The organism is Streptomyces sp. NPDC097640 (genome assembly GCF_040302705.1).
Taxonomy (GTDB): domain Bacteria; phylum Actinomycetota; class Actinomycetes; order Streptomycetales; family Streptomycetaceae; genus Streptomyces.
The window spans coordinates 202,919-216,597 of the sequence record NZ_JBEOSB010000020.1; the positions used below are offsets into that span (position 1 = coordinate 202,919).

At 72.9% G+C, this 13,679-nt stretch carries 11 protein-coding genes; 6 read left to right on the plus strand and 5 right to left on the minus strand.

All coding sequences use genetic code 11. The features are described from left to right. Nucleotides 1–132 precede the first annotated feature (132 nt). Complete coding sequence (locus tag ABTY62_RS29405; RefSeq protein ID WP_352132429.1) at nt 133–1,707, plus strand: alkaline phosphatase D family protein; 1,575 nt, start codon at nt 133–135, stop codon at nt 1,705–1,707. A 46-nt stretch (nt 1,708–1,753) separates the two neighbouring features. On the opposite strand, the gene ABTY62_RS29410 is transcribed toward ABTY62_RS29405, so the two are convergent. Further along, nucleotides 1,754–3,238, minus strand: a complete 1,485-nt coding sequence (locus ABTY62_RS29410) for an MFS transporter (RefSeq protein ID WP_502997538.1) — start codon at nt 3,236–3,238, stop codon at nt 1,754–1,756. Nucleotides 3,239–3,476: 238 nt separating this feature from the next. Between ABTY62_RS29410 and ABTY62_RS29415 the strand changes: the two genes are divergently transcribed. After that, on the plus strand, nt 3,477–4,139 hold the full coding sequence (locus ABTY62_RS29415; protein ID WP_352132430.1) for a TetR/AcrR family transcriptional regulator: 663 nt from the start codon (nt 3,477–3,479) through the stop codon (nt 4,137–4,139). A gap of 10 nt (nt 4,140–4,149) precedes the next feature. Here ABTY62_RS29415 and ABTY62_RS29420 read toward each other — a convergent pair whose 3' ends face one another. Then, the gene (locus ABTY62_RS29420) at nt 4,150–4,530 is read right to left on the minus strand and encodes an ArsR family transcriptional regulator (protein WP_352132431.1); all 381 of its coding nucleotides are present in this window, start codon (nt 4,528–4,530) and stop codon (nt 4,150–4,152) included. A gap of 131 nt (nt 4,531–4,661) precedes the next feature. Between ABTY62_RS29420 and ABTY62_RS29425 the strand changes: the two genes are divergently transcribed. Further along, nucleotides 4,662–5,933, plus strand: coding sequence for an MFS transporter (locus ABTY62_RS29425; RefSeq protein WP_352132432.1), 1,272 nt, complete (start codon nt 4,662–4,664; stop codon nt 5,931–5,933). A gap of 30 nt (nt 5,934–5,963) precedes the next feature. Here ABTY62_RS29425 and ABTY62_RS29430 read toward each other — a convergent pair whose 3' ends face one another. Then, nucleotides 5,964–6,731 (minus strand): sulfite exporter TauE/SafE family protein, encoded by a 768-nt coding sequence (locus tag ABTY62_RS29430; protein WP_352132433.1) that lies wholly within the window; start codon nt 6,729–6,731, stop codon nt 5,964–5,966. A gap of 36 nt (nt 6,732–6,767) precedes the next feature. Next, entirely contained in the window at nt 6,768–7,388 is a 621-nt protein-coding gene (locus tag ABTY62_RS29435; protein ID WP_352132434.1) for a TetR/AcrR family transcriptional regulator, read from the minus strand. 134 nt (nt 7,389–7,522) lie between these two features. Here ABTY62_RS29435 and ABTY62_RS29440 point away from each other — a divergent pair, with 134 nt between their 5' ends. Next, on the plus strand, nt 7,523–8,725 hold the full coding sequence (locus ABTY62_RS29440; RefSeq protein ID WP_352132435.1) for a cytochrome P450: 1,203 nt from the start codon (nt 7,523–7,525) through the stop codon (nt 8,723–8,725). 6 nt (nt 8,726–8,731) lie between these two features. Beyond that, complete coding sequence (locus ABTY62_RS29445; protein WP_311725516.1) at nt 8,732–8,947, plus strand: ferredoxin; 216 nt, start codon at nt 8,732–8,734, stop codon at nt 8,945–8,947. A 21-nt stretch (nt 8,948–8,968) separates the two neighbouring features. On the opposite strand, the gene ABTY62_RS29450 is transcribed toward ABTY62_RS29445, so the two are convergent. Further along, the gene (locus ABTY62_RS29450; RefSeq protein ID WP_352132436.1) at nt 8,969–12,280 is read right to left on the minus strand and encodes a right-handed parallel beta-helix repeat-containing protein; all 3,312 of its coding nucleotides are present in this window, start codon (nt 12,278–12,280) and stop codon (nt 8,969–8,971) included. Nucleotides 12,281–12,365: 85 nt separating this feature from the next. Here ABTY62_RS29450 and ABTY62_RS29455 point away from each other — a divergent pair, with 85 nt between their 5' ends. Further along, nucleotides 12,366–13,547, plus strand: a complete 1,182-nt coding sequence (locus ABTY62_RS29455) for a S8 family serine peptidase (RefSeq protein ID WP_352132437.1) — start codon at nt 12,366–12,368, stop codon at nt 13,545–13,547. The last annotated feature ends 132 nt before the right edge of the window (nt 13,548–13,679 follow it).

A 13,679-nucleotide genomic window follows, 5' to 3' on the forward strand; every position in this document is an offset into this window, starting at 1 on the left:
CCCGTCGGCGCTCACTGAACATGGACGCGTCATCTTCTGGACAGATCCCGTTCAGAGGCCGTCCCTGCTCTGCCTGAAAACGTCTCGTCCGGTCACAATGATCCATCGCCCGACGCGACGAGAGGGACCGCCATGCCTGGACAGGCCACCGGATCACAGCCATCCGACAGATCCCCTTCCGACAGACGCCAGTTCCTCGCTGCCGGTGCCGTGGCCGTCGGCGCGGTCGCCGTGGGCCAGTTGGCCCTCGCGGGCACCGCGCGCGCCGCGGACCCCGCGCTCCCCAGTGGCGTCTTCACGCTCGGCGTGTCCTCGGGTGACCCGCTGCCCGACGGGGTCGTGCTGTGGACCCGGCTCGCCCCCGACCCGCTGAACGGCGGCGGCATGCCCGACCAGGCCGTCGACGTCGCCTGGCAGGTGGCCGAGGACTCGCGCTTCCGGCGCATCGTCAGGCAGGGGACCGCGCAGGCCCTGCCGGCCCTCGGCCACAGCGTCCACGTGGATGTGCGCGGCCTGCGGCCGCACCGCGAGTACTGGTACCGCTTCCGCGCCGCGGACCAGATATCCCCGGTCGGCCGCACCCGCACCGCCCCCGCGCCGAACGCCGCCGGCCCGCTGCGGCTGGCCCTGGCCTCCTGCCAGAACTGGCAGCACGGCTACTTCACGCCATATGCCGACATGGCCGAACAGGACCCGGACGCGGTGCTGTTCGTCGGCGACTACATCTACGAGAGCTCCCCCTCCGCCACCGCCGTACGCCGCCACGAGGGCAACGGCGAACCGTACTCGCTCGTCCAGTACCGCAACCGGTACGCCCAGTACCGCACCGACCCCGACCTGCTCCGGATGCACGCCCAGGCGCCCTGGATCGTCACCTTCGACGACCACGAGGTGGACAACGACTGGGCGGGCGAGATCCCGCAGGACCCGGACAAGCAGCCGCACGACGCGTTCGTCGCCCGGCTCACCGCCGCCTACCAGGCGTTCTACGAGCACATGCCGGTGCGCGCCACCGCCGTGCCAGGCGGCCCGCACATCAAGATGTACCGCAGCCTCGACTTCGGCCGGCTGGCCCGGCTCCAGGTGCTGGACACCCGGCAGTACCGCAGCGACCAGGTCACCACGCAGGAGGCCGCGCAGAGTCCGCTGCTGACGATGCTCGGCGCCGAGCAGAAGCGGTGGCTGCTGGACGGGCTGCACCGCTCGCCCGCCCGCTGGAACCTGATCGGCTCACAGATCATGATGGCCGAGACCGACCGGCTCGCGGGCCCGGGCAAGCTCTGGTTCTACGACGCCTGGGACGGCTACCAGGTGGAGCGCAACGAGCTGATGGCCGAGTTCGCCCAGGTCCGCAACCCGGTGGTGCTGTCCGGGGACCGCCATCTGACGATGATCAGCGACCTCAAGCGGGACTTCGCCGACCCCGCCTCGCCGGTGGTGGGCGCCGAGTTCGTGGGCACCTCCATCACCTCCAACGGAGACCAGGACCAGGCCGCCTTCCACGCCGAGTTCGACCCCCTGGTGCCCGACAACCCGCACTGGAAGCTCCTCGACGCCCACCGCGGCTACCACCTCTTCGACATCGACCGCGGCGGCATCGACGCCCAGGTGCGGATCGTGGACACCGTCACCCAGCCCCGGTCGGCGGCGCGGACCCTGGCGCGGCTGCGGGTGGAGAACGGGCGGCCCGGAGTCGACCTGGTCTGACCCGCCCGTCGCCACCGCCACTGCCACCGCCACCAGGGCCCGGGGTTCAGCCCTGGCGGGCCGGCTGGGTGTCCGCCGACGCCCCGGTGGCGGTGGCGGTGGCGGTGAGCTTGTCCGCGCCCTTCCCCGGCACCATCGTGGCGATCGCCAGCGCCAGCAGCGCACCGCCGGCGCCCATGGCGAAGGCGGTGCGGAAGCCGTTCTCGGAGGGCACCGCCAACGGGCCCAGGCGGGTGGTCATATGGGCGAGGACGACGCCGACCACCGCGCTGGAGGTCGAGGTGCCGATGGCCCGCATCAGGGTGTTGAGGCCGTTGGCCGCGCCCGTCTCGGACACCGGCACCGCCGACATGATCAGCGCCGGCATGGAGGCGTACGCGAAGCCGATCCCGGCGCCGATGACACAGGACACCAGGACGATCTGCCAGACCTCGGCCATCAGGGCGATGGCCAGCAGATACCCGACGGCGATCACCGCCGAGCCGATCAGCAGCGAGAACTTCGGCCCCCACGTGGCCGTGATCCGCGCCGAGACCGGCGACACGGCCATCATCACCAGCCCGGAGGGGCCCAGGCACAGCCCCGCCGTCATCATCGACTGGCCCAGGCCATAGCCGGTGGCCTCGGGCAGCTGGAGCAGCTGCGGCAGCGCCAGCGACATCCCGTACATCGCGAAGCCGATGACGATCGAGGCGAGGTTGGTCAGCAGCACCTGGCGGCGCGCCGTGGTGCGCAGATCCACCAGTGGCTGCCCGACCCGGAGTTCCCACCGCCCCCACAGCAGCAGGATCACCGCCGCCGCGCTGAACAGCCCGTCGGTGATGGCGCTGGTCCAGCCCCAGTCGGCCCCCTTGGAGATCGCCAGCAGCAGACACAGCAGACCGGCCGACAGTCCGACGGCCCCCACCAGGTCGAATCTGCCGCCGCCGCGGACCGGGGACTCGGGCACCACCGCCAGCACCAGCGCGATCACCAGCACGCCCGCGGCCGCCGACACCCAGAACAGCACATGCCAGTCGGCGTGTTCGGCCAGGGCCGCGGCGCCGGGCAGCCCGAGCGCGCCGCCGACCCCCAGCGACGAACTCATCAGCGCCATGGCCGAGCCGAGCCGCTCGGCCGGCAGCTCGTCCCGCATGATGCTGATGCCGAGCGGGATGACGCCCGAGGAGAAGCCCTGGAGCGTACGGCCGACGACCATGGGCGCCAGCGAGTCGCTGAGCGCGCACACCACCGACCCGGCCACCAGCAGCCCCAGGCTGATCAGCAGCATCCGTCGCTTGCCGTACATGTCCCCGAGCCGCCCGAGCACGGGGGTGGCCACCGCGCCCGCGAGCAGGGTGGCGGTGATCGCCCACGAGGCGTCCGAGGCCGAGGAGTGCAGCAGCCCCGGGAGGTCCGGGATGAGCGGGACCACCAGCGTCTGCATCAGGGCGACCACGATCCCGCCGAAGGCGAGCACCGCGACCACCGGTCCGGAGCGGGGTGCGTGGGTGTCCGCCGTCGTCTCGGCCGTATGGGGCACTTGGGCCACGGGTGTCCTCCGGGGTGCCGGCGCCACGGGGAACACCGTGTCGCCGCTGCTGTATGACGGCCCCTCAGCAGGGGCGGCGGCAAGTGTCGCACAGTTTTGTGTAACGCGTACGTCAAATCTTCCCGGGGTCCTCGGCGCCGCGCGGGCGCCGTACGAGGGGCGGCTGCCACCTGCGTAGCCTTGACCTCCGGTGCCCGCGTCGGCGGGCGGGGGACGGACGGGAGAGGGGAACCACCGGATGGCGCAGCAGGCGGACGGGACGGCCCGCAGGGGAAGGGGGCGTCCGCCGCGTCTGTCGCGCGATCAGATCGTCCGCGCCGCAGCGGAACTGGCGGCGCGTGAGCCGGGGGTCGTGCTGACCATCAAGCGGGTCGCCGAGGCCGTGGACTCCGCCCCCATGGCCCTCTACCGCTACTTCCCCGACCGCGACGACCTGCTCCAGGCCGTCGCCGACCGGATCATCGCGGACGCGGAGCACACCGACCCGCCGGGCGACACCTGGCAGGACCAGCTGCGCGCCTGGATGCACACCAGCCGCGACCGCCTGCTGCCCTACCGGCAGCTGCTGTCCTACATGGCCGCGACCCAACAGCCCGCGTGGGTGCCCGCGCTGGTCACCCTCACCGGGGTGCTGCGCCCGCTCCGGCTGAGCGAGGAAGACCTCGCCCTGGCCGTCACCCTCGTCTGCTCCACGGTCCTCGGCCACGCCGTGTACGAGAGCCACCGGCGCCCCGCCGAGCAGAAGCTGACCGCCCTGCGGGAGGCCGCGGCCCAGCGGCCCCGGGAGGAGCGGGAGGCCGTGGAGCCGCTGCTGTCCCATCTGCCGGAGGCTCAACGCCGCCTCTACGACACGGTCGTCGACCGCACCGTCGCCACGGTGGAGGCCCTGGCCGCGCGCTGAGCCGCGGCGCTCAGGTCCCGGGCGGCGTCCAGTCCGCGATCAGGGCGAGCAGCCCGGGGAAGCGCGCCTCCAGGTCGTCGACGCGCACATGGCTGCGGCGCTCCAGACCGTACTGGCGCTGCCGGATCAGCCCCGCGTCGCGCAGGGCGCGGAAGTGGTGGGTGAGCGACGACTTCGGGCGGTCGATGCCGAACCAGCCGCACGGGTGGTCGAACGCCTCCGACTCCAGCAGCAGGGTGCGGACCACGCCCATGCGCAGCGGGTCGCTCAGCGCCGCCATCACCACCTCGAGACGCAGCTCCTCGCGGGCGGGCTCGGGCAGGGGCTCCGGCAGGCCGGCGGGGGCGGGGTAGGGGCCGGCGAACCTGTCGGCCGTGGCGCTCTGCGACATCCGCGTCACCTCGGGGAAGACAACACAACCATCAGTACGAGTTGCATCGTACAGGAGTTTATGTTCGACTCTGGTCGTACTAATGGTTCGAGTTTTCTCGTACAGCTTGCTGTGCGGCTTGGAGGGGACCCATGGGGAGCGCCCGGCACGCCGAGACCCCGGCGACGACACCCGCGACACCCGCGACACCCGCGACAGCTGCGAAGCCCACGACGCCCCCGCCGCGCCGCGAGGTCTGGCTCGCGGCATGGCCGGTGACCGCCGTGTTCATCCTGTCCAACACGGCCACCCCGCTGTACGTCCTGTGGCGCGACGAGCTCGGCTTCTCCTCCGGGACGCTGACCGTCGTCTTCGCCTGCTACATCGTGGGTCTGCTGGCGGCACTGCTGGTGGCCGGGGTGGTGTCGGACCGGGTCGGCCGCAAGCCGGTGCTGCTGCCGGCCCTCGCCCTGGCGGTCGTGGCCAGTGTGCTGTTCGCGACCGCCGGCTCGATCGCCACGCTGGCGATCGCCCGGCTGCTGAGCGGCGTCGCGGTCGGCTCCATCGTCTCCGCCGGCATGGCCGCCGTCGCCGACGTGGCGGGGCCGGACCGCAAGCGGCTCGCCGCGCTGCTCGCCTCCACCGCGATGGTCCTGGGGGCGGGGCTCGGCCCGCTGCTGGCCGGCATCCTCTCGGAGACCCTGCCCGGCCCCACGGTCACCGTGTTCCTGGTGGAGATCGCGCTCCTGGCCCTGGCGGTGGTGGTCGTGCTGCGCATGCCGCTGCGCCGCCCCACAGGTCCGGTCCAGGGCTCGCGCCGACCGGGCGCCTGGGTCCGGTTGCCGTTCGTGCCCCGCCCCCACCGCGTCCACCTCCTGCTGGGCGTGGTGGTGTTCGCCCCCGGTATCACCTCCACCTCCTTCGTCCTGTCGCTCGGCCCCTCGCTCCTGGCGGATCTGCTCGGCACCTCCAGCCGCGTCGTCGCCGGAGCCACCGCCTTTGTGATGTTCACGGCCGCGACGGCCGTCCAGTTCGCCGTGCGACGGCTGAAGGTGGGCGCCATCCTGGCGGCCGGGGCCGCGTCGACCGCCCTGGCCATGGGCGCGCTGGCGCTGGCCGTCCAGCTGTCCTCCGCCCCGCTGCTGGCCCTCGCGGCCGTCCTGGCCGGCGCGGGCCAGGGGATGGGGCAGCTGGGCGGCCTCACGCTGATCGGCGCCCATGTCCCGGCCGCGCGGCTGGCCGAGGCCAACGCGGCGCTGAACGTCGGCGGCTATCTCCCCGCCGGGCTGCTGCCGGTCGCGGCCGGCTACCTCAGCGACGCGGTCGGGCTGTCGGCCGGGACCACCGTCTTCAGCGCCGTCGTCGCGGTGGCCGCGCTCGCCGGGGGCGGCGTGGTGCTCGCCCGCCGCCGTACCGCACTCTGACCCGCACCGGCGGTGGCGGCCGCCACCGGGTCAGTTGAGCAGCATCTGGACGATGGAGACGGTGCCTATCGTGACGATGAGGCTCCGCAGGACGACGGGGCGCAGCCGGCGGCCCGCCTTGGCGCCGATCTGGCCGCCGAGCGCCGAGCCGACCGCGATCAGCCCCACGGCCGTCCAGTCGAACTCCGCGACGAAGAGGAAGAAGAGCGCGGCGACCGTGTTGACGATGGCGGCGAGGACGTTCTTGACGGCGTTGAGGCGCTGGAGGGGCTCATCGAGCAGCATGCCCATCAGGGACATGTAGATGATGCCTTGCGCGGCGGCGAAGTAGCCGCCGTAGACGCTGGCGAGCGTCAGCCCGATGAACAGCAGCGGGCCGCCGTCGCGGTGGGCGGGGTGGCCGGTCCGCTCGCGGCGGCGGCGCACCCGCTCGCCGATCACGGGCTGGAGCGCGACCAGGACGAGCGCGAGGCCGACGAGGACGGGCACGACCGTCTCGAACGCCGTCGCGGGCAGGGCCAGCAGGAGCGTGGCGCCGGCGAAGCTGCCCAGCACGGCGCCGACACCGAGCTTCAGCACCCGCCGGGCCTGGCCGCTCAGCTCGCTCCGGTAGCCGATGGCCCCGCTGACGGAGCCGGGGATCAGGCCGAGCGCGTTGGACACCGTGGCGGTCACGGGCGGCAGGCCGGTCGCCAGCAGGACCGGGAAGGTGATCAGGGTCCCCGAGCCGACGACGGTGTTGATGGCGCCCGCACTGATGCCGGCCGCAAAGACGGCGACCATGTCCCCCGGCGTCATGCGGTGTCCTCTCGCGTGATTCTCATGGCACCGACGCTAAAGGGCCGATGATTCGGTGTTCGCCGAACCCTGAGACGATATCCCGGGCAGACCGTCCAGCAGGGCGCCGAGTGCCACCATGACCAGCGCGCACACCTCGTCCGGGTCGGCGTCGGCCAGCGGCTCCTTGCCCACGACCACCCGCATCATGCCGATCCCGAGCATCCAGGACAGCGCCAGATCCGCCCGCAGCGCACGGTTCTCGGCGCTGCTCAGCGACGCCAGCACCCGCGCGTAGTCGTCGCTGGTGGCACGCACGGCCGTACCGATCTCGTCACCGCTGCCCACCGACCGCAGCAGGGTCGCCAGCGCGCGGTTGGCCGGCTCCTTGCCGCGGTGGCCCAGCAGCCCGCGCAGGGCGGCCTCGAGCAGCTCGCCGGGTGGGGTGTTACGCACCTGAGCCTCCCCGTTGCGCGCCACCACCTCGCCGAACAGCGCTCGTTTCGAGCCGAAATACCGGAACAGCAGCGCCTGGTTGACCCCGGCGCGATCCGCGATCTCACGGACCGTGGCCCGCTCGTAGCCCCGCTCGGCGAACAGCGCGGACGCGGCCTCCAGCAACCGCCGCCGGGTGTCCTGTGCGTCCCGCCGCCGCCCCGCTGACCTGGTCGTTCCCATCGCGACACTCCTCTCGTCGCACCTTCCGCGGTCCCCCCGCCGGACCGTCGGATCAACGGCGCAATCGGGCCGTTGACCGTACCAAGGAGGGGCTCCTACGTTTGTAAGCACGTGCTTACGCGAGGGAGGTCACAGTGACCACAGCGGAGACGACCATAGATCCGACGGAGATCACCTATCCCTTCAACACCTCCGAGAGCCTGGGGCTCAGCCAGGCATACCAAGAGGCCAGGGGACGCGCGGGATTACTGCGCGTGCGCATGGCGTACGGCGAGCCCGCCTGGCTCGTCACCCGGTACGCCGACGCCCGGCTGGTGCTCGGGGACCGGCGCTTCAGCCGCGCGGCGGCGCTCCACCACGACGAGCCCCGGCAGTCCGAGGGCCGGCGCAACAGCGGCATCCTGACCATGGACCCGCCCGACCACACCCGGCTGCGCACCCTGGTCGCCAAGGCCTTCACCGTCCACCAGGTGGAGAAGCTCCGGCCGTCGGTGCGGCGGCTGACCCAGGAGCTCCTCGACGCACTGGAGGCCGCCGGGCCACCCGCCGACCTGGTCGACCGCTATGCCCTGCCGATCCCGGTCGGGGTCATCTGCCGGCTGCTCGGCGTGCCGGAGGAGGACCGGCCCAAGTTCCGGGTCTGGAGCGACGCCGCGCTGTCCACCAGCTCGCTGAGCGCCGAGGAGTTCGAGCGCAACCGCGACGAACTCCGCGCCTACATGGCCGGGCTGATCGAACACCACCGCGCCGCGCCCCAGGACGACCTCATGACCTCGCTGATCGAGGCCCGGGACGCCGGCGACCGGCTGTCCGAACTCGAACTCGTCGACCTGTGCGTCGGCATCCTGGTGGCCGGACACGAGACCACCGCCTCCCAGATCCCCAACTTCGTGCTGACGCTCCTCGACCACCCCGACGAGCTGCGCCGCCTGCGCGAGGAACCCGCCCTGCTGAACGGCGCGATCGAGGAGCTGCTGCGCTTCGTACCGCTGGGCGTGGGCGCCTCCCAGCCCCGCTACGCGACCGAGGACATCGAGGTCGGCGGCACCCTCGTGCGCACCGGAGAGCCCGTCCTCGTCGCCGTCGGCTCCGCCAACCGCGACGCGCTGCGCTTCGACGAGCCCGGCACGCTGAACGTGGCCCGCCCCGCCACCCAGCACCTCGGCTTCGGCCATGGTGTGCACCACTGCCTCGGGGCGCCCCTGGCCCGCCTGGAGCTCCAGGAGGCGCTCGGCGCCCTGGTCACCCGCTTCCCGGGGCTGCGCCTGGCCGGGGACGTGGAGTGGAAGAACCAGATGCTGGTGCGTGGGCCGCGCGTCATGCCGGTCGGGTGGTGAGCCGGCATGACCTGGAAGGCGGAGATCGACGGGGGCCGGTGCATGGCCTCCGGCATGTGTGCCGGAATCGCTCCCGATCTGTTCGCCCTCGGCGCGGAGCACGCCGAGCCACTGAGCGACGAGGTCCCGGAGGAGGAGCGGGTGCTGGACGCGGCGGACTCCTGCCCCGCGCAGGCGATCACCGTCCGCGACGGCGCCACGACCGTGGGACCGCGCCCCTGACCTCCGGGATCTGACACTACGTCACCTGGACACGCCCAGCCCGGCGGCCGGCAGATCCTCCGGCAGCAGCGCCCGCAGGTCGTCCACGCTCGGGGTGCGGATGGCGGTGAGCCGCCGGGCCTGGTGCGTGATCATTGTCTCGAGCAGCTGCCGGGCCAGGCGGGCGTTGCCGAAGGAGCGGTCCCGGGGGATCGCCTCGATATGGGTGCGGAGCGCGTCCAGCGTCGTCGCCGGGCAGGCGTAGCCGGACTCCTCGGCGGTCCGTTCCAGGATGGTGAGCAGTTCGTCGGTGGAGTAGTTCTCGAATTCGACGAAGCGGGAGAAGCGCGAGGCCAGACCGGGGTTGGAGTCGAGGAAGCGCCGCATTTCGCCGGTGTAGCCGGCGACGATGACGACGACCTGGTCGCGGTGGTCCTCCATCAGTTTCAGGAGGGTGTCCACGGCCTCGCGGCCGAAGTCGCTGGAGTTGCCCTCGGGGGTGAGGGTGTAGGCCTCGTCGATGAACAGCACACCGCCCATCGCGCTCTCGAACACCTCCTTGGTGAGCTGCGCGGTGTGGCCGACATAGCGTCCGACGAGGTCGGCGCGCGCGACCTCGACGAGCTGGCCGCGGGGCAGGACGCCGAGGGAGTGCAGCAGCTGGGCGTAGAGGCGGGCGATGGTGGTCTTGCCGGTGCCGGGCGGCCCGGAGAACACCAGGTGCTGGCTGATCTTCGGGGCGGGCAGCCCGGCGGCCTCGCGCTGTTTGGCCGTGGTGAGCAGCGAGACGAGGTCGGTGACCTCGCGCTTGACGGCGGTGAGGCCGACCATGGCCTCCAGCCGGGCGAGCATCGCCTCCCGGTCCTCGCCGGTGTTCTGCTCGACGTCGCTCTCGTCGCTGATGTCCTCGGGGAGCAGCAGGGTGAGGTCCCGCTCGGCGGGTTCGGCCATGGTGGCGAGGCGGAAGGCCTGGCGGTCCACCATCTCCTCGAACACCCGGCGGGCGGCCCGGCCGTTGCCGAACGTGGCGTCGCGCGGCATCCGTTCGTAGTGCACGGCCAGCGCCTCGCTGGTGCCGGGGCCCAGTTCGTACTGGTGGGAGGCGCACATGCTCGCGGTGATGGTCACCAGGTCCGTGACGGAGTAGTTGGTGAACTCGATGGTGCGGGTGAAGCGCGAGGCCAGGCCCGGGTTCGACTCCAGGAAGGAGGACATCTCCGCCGAGTAGCCGGCGGCGATGACCACGACGTCCTCCCGGTGGTCCTCCATCAGCTTCAGCAGGGTGTCCACGGCCTCGCGCCCGAAGTCGTTGGAGCTGGCGCCCTCGGGGGTGAGGGTGTAGGCCTCGTCGATGAACAGCACACCGCCGAGGGCCTCGTTGAACGCCTCCGTGGTCTTGATCGCCGTGCCGCCGATGACCTGGGCGACCAGATCCGCGCGGGACACCTCGACCAGATGGCCGGACGGCAACACGCCCAGCTGGGCGAGGATGGAGCCGTAGAGCCGGGCCACGGTGGTCTTGCCGGTGCCGGGCGGGCCCGCGAACACCAGGTGGCGGCTCATGGACGGCACCGGCATGCCCAGCCGCTGGCGCCGCTGGGAGAGCTGGTTGAGATTGACCAGCGTGCGCACCTGGTGTTTGACGCCCTCCAGGCCGATCAGGGCCTCAAGCTCGTCCAGCGGCTCCCTGGGCTCGCCGCCGCCGGAGTCCTTCCCCGCGGCGCGCGCGGTGGTGTTCGCGGCCACCTCGGCGCCCCAGACATCCGGAGTGGAGTTGTCAGCGCTGGTCAGCTCCAGCACCTCCAGGCGCTCGCTCACCCGGGTCTGGGTCAGCCCCGCGCCCCGGTTGTCACGCACGGTGCAGTTGGTGACGCTGACCGGCTCGGAGCTGTCGATCCGGATGCCGTCGCCCACGCTGCCGTTGATCGCGCAGCTGTGCAGCTCGGCGCGGGAGCCCGCGGCGAGGAGCACACCGTGCGCCCCGGCCCCGGTGATCCGGGCCCGGGTCAGGGTCAGCTCCCCGCCCTCCTCGACGGCCACGCCCGAGGCGCCGCAGGTGTCGATCTGGCAGTCGAGCACGGCCGCGACGGCGTCGCGGCCCACCGAGACACCGGTCTCCGAGGACGAGCGCAGCACACAGTCGTCGATCCGGATGTTGCCGCCGTCGGCGACGCGTATCCCGCCGCCGCCCGCCCGCTCCACGGTGCAGGACTCCAGGCGCCCGCGCCCGTCGTCGCCCACCTCGAAGCCGTACTTGCCGGGCGCGGTGATCCGGGCGCCGCGCAGCAGCGGGTTGGCGTGCGAGCGGATGGCGACCGCGCTGCCGACCGCGTCCATCACCTCCAGCCGGTCGAACTCGGCGGTCGACTCCTCGGCGAGCAGCACGGCCGCCTCGGCGTCGGCACAGTCCCGCACGGTGGTGCGCGTGAACGACGGCGAGCTGGAACCCGTCACCCGGATCGCCGGGCCGGTGGCCGAGGTGAACTCGCAGTCCTCGAAGGTGCCTCGGGACCGCTCGGAGACGACCACCCCGGCGCCCTTGGTGCGCAGTGTCCGGCACCGGCGCAGCAGCGGGTCGGCGCCCGCGGACAGGGCGATGGCGGGGCCGGTGGTGCCGGAGACCGTGACGTCCTCGACGATGGGGCGGGACCCGCTGGTGAGATAGACGCCCACCGCCGTGTCACGGACGGTGCAGCGGGACACGTACGTGGTGCTGTTGCCCTCCAGCGCGATGGCGGGCTTGTCGGTGGCGGTGATGTCGCAGGACTCGATGGAGCCCTGCGACTCGCCGTTGGCGAGGATGCCGTTGCCGCGGGCGTCGCGGATACGGCAGCCGCGCACCGTCGAGCGGGCGCTCTCGCTGAACACGACGCCGGAGGTGCCGAGGTTCTCCAGCACACAGTCCTCGATGACGCTCGCCACCTCGGAGGTGTCCACGATCGCGGCGCCCTCGCGGTTGGTGACCCGGCAGCCCCGCATGGCGAGCGAGCCGCTCTGCCGGGCCAGCACCGCCGTCCAGCCGGAACCGATCACCGTGCAGCCGTCCATGGCGACCTGCCCGCGCGGCGCGTCGACCACCGCCACGTCCTCGCTGCCGCCGCGCAGCGTCAGATCGGTGAGCATCACCGCGTCCGCGACCAGCGTCAGCGCGGTGCCGCGGCGCGGGCAGATCTCCACGCTGCCGGGCTCGCCCTCGGCGACGAGCGTGACCCGGGTCTTGACGGTGAGGTTCTCGGCGTAACGGCCGGGCCGGACATGGATCACCGCACCGGTGCGTGCCGTGGCCAGCGCCTCACCGATCGTCCGGAAACTCTCCGGTTGTTCCGGGCAGACCGTCAGTACCTGCCGTGACACCCTCGGACCTCCTGAATTCATCGTGCAGTGAACTGTGCCCGGACCGAACCATGTTGGCGGCCGGGCTTCCCCTATCATGCGTGGCATGCGAAGCGATCGTTACCGCCGCGCCTCTGTGACACTCGCGGCGGCAGCCGCTCTCCCCGCGCTGATGATGTCCACGCCCGCACAGGCCGACCAGGACGACCCGGTCAGCCTGCCCGCGCTCCGCTCCCGCGTCGCCCCCGACGAGAGCTGTGCCACCGCGTCGCTCAAGGCCGCCGAGCAGCGGCCCTGGACCTGGCAGGCGTTGCAGCTCTCCCGGGCGTGGCAGCTGTCCAAGGGCGCCGATGTGACCGTGGCCGTCGTGGACACGGGCGTGGGCGACGACCTTCCCGCGCTCTCCGGCCGGGTGACCCAGGCGGGCGACGCGGGCGTCGACTGCGTCGGACACGGAAGCTTCGCCGCGGGCCTCATCGCCGGGGCCCCCAGCGGCAAGGGCGCGGTCGTCGGCGTCGCGCCCCGGGCCCGCATCCTGGCCGTCAGGGCCACCGACGCGCGGGGCAACACCACCGCCCAGCAGGTCGCGGACGGCATCAGGACCGCCGTGGACGAGGGCGCGGACATCATCTACACCGGGCAGGCCCTGGCCGTGGGCAGAAGCCAGTTGACCCAGGCGGTCGCCTACGCCACCACCAAGGACGTGCTGGTCATCGCCCCGGCCGCGCCGGACATCGCCCCCGAGGGCGCCGACGGGCGCCCCGACCCGCGGGCCCGCGCCTACTGGCCCGCCCAGGTCCCGCAGGTGCTGTCGGTGGTGGACTACGGGCCGAGCGGCGGCCGCCCGGAGAAGGCGGCGGCCCCCCTCGCCCCGGACCTGGCCGCCCCCGGCGACGCGGTGGTCGGCATCGGGCCCAAGGGAAACGGCCACTACATCGGTTCGGGGTCGTCGCTGGCGGCCGCGCATGTCGCGGGGGCGGCGGCGCTCATCCGCTCCTACCACCCCGGCCTGTCCGCCGCCGAGGTCTCCCGGCGGCTGACCGAGGCCGCCTACCCCGGCGAGGCCCCGCGCCTGGACACCTACGCCGGGCTGACCGCGGTCCTCGGCGACGGCACCCGGGCCGAGCCGAAGGCCGCCGCCGCGCATGTCCCGCCCGCCGCCCCCAAGTCGCCGCGGGTACGAGCCCTGCTGATCGCGGGCGGAGCCGCGGCCGTCGTGCTGCTGGTGGCCGCCGCCGCGTTCATCGTCCCCCGCGGCAAGGCCCGCGGCTGGCGCCCGGCCGGGTAGGACCGGACTCCACGCGAGCGGGTTCCGGCACGGCGGTGCCGGCGTACGGAGCGCCACCCCGGTGGTCGCGGTCGTGCACCCGGTGCGGGGGGTCGCGCCTGCTCGCGTGTTCGTCCGCGTGGCCAAGGTGGA

Bases quoted from the DNA above. Each gene is read 5' to 3' on its own strand.
- ABTY62_RS29455 (WP_352132437.1), top strand. From the start codon at position 12,366: ATGCGAAGCGATCGTTACCGCCGCGCCTCTGTGACACTCGCGGCGGCA.
- ABTY62_RS29420 (WP_352132431.1), bottom strand. From the start codon at position 4,530: ATGTCGCAGAGCGCCACGGCCGACAGGTTCGCCGGCCCCTACCCCGCC.
- ABTY62_RS29435 (WP_352132434.1), bottom strand. From the start codon at position 7,388: ATGGGAACGACCAGGTCAGCGGGGCGGCGGCGGGACGCACAGGACACC.
- ABTY62_RS29445 (WP_311725516.1), top strand. From the start codon at position 8,732: ATGACCTGGAAGGCGGAGATCGACGGGGGCCGGTGCATGGCCTCCGGC.
- ABTY62_RS29430 (WP_352132433.1), bottom strand. From the start codon at position 6,731: ATGACGCCGGGGGACATGGTCGCCGTCTTTGCGGCCGGCATCAGTGCG.
- ABTY62_RS29405 (WP_352132429.1), top strand. From the start codon at position 133: ATGCCTGGACAGGCCACCGGATCACAGCCATCCGACAGATCCCCTTCC.
- ABTY62_RS29425 (WP_352132432.1), top strand. From the start codon at position 4,662: ATGGGGAGCGCCCGGCACGCCGAGACCCCGGCGACGACACCCGCGACA.
- ABTY62_RS29415 (WP_352132430.1), top strand. From the start codon at position 3,477: ATGGCGCAGCAGGCGGACGGGACGGCCCGCAGGGGAAGGGGGCGTCCG.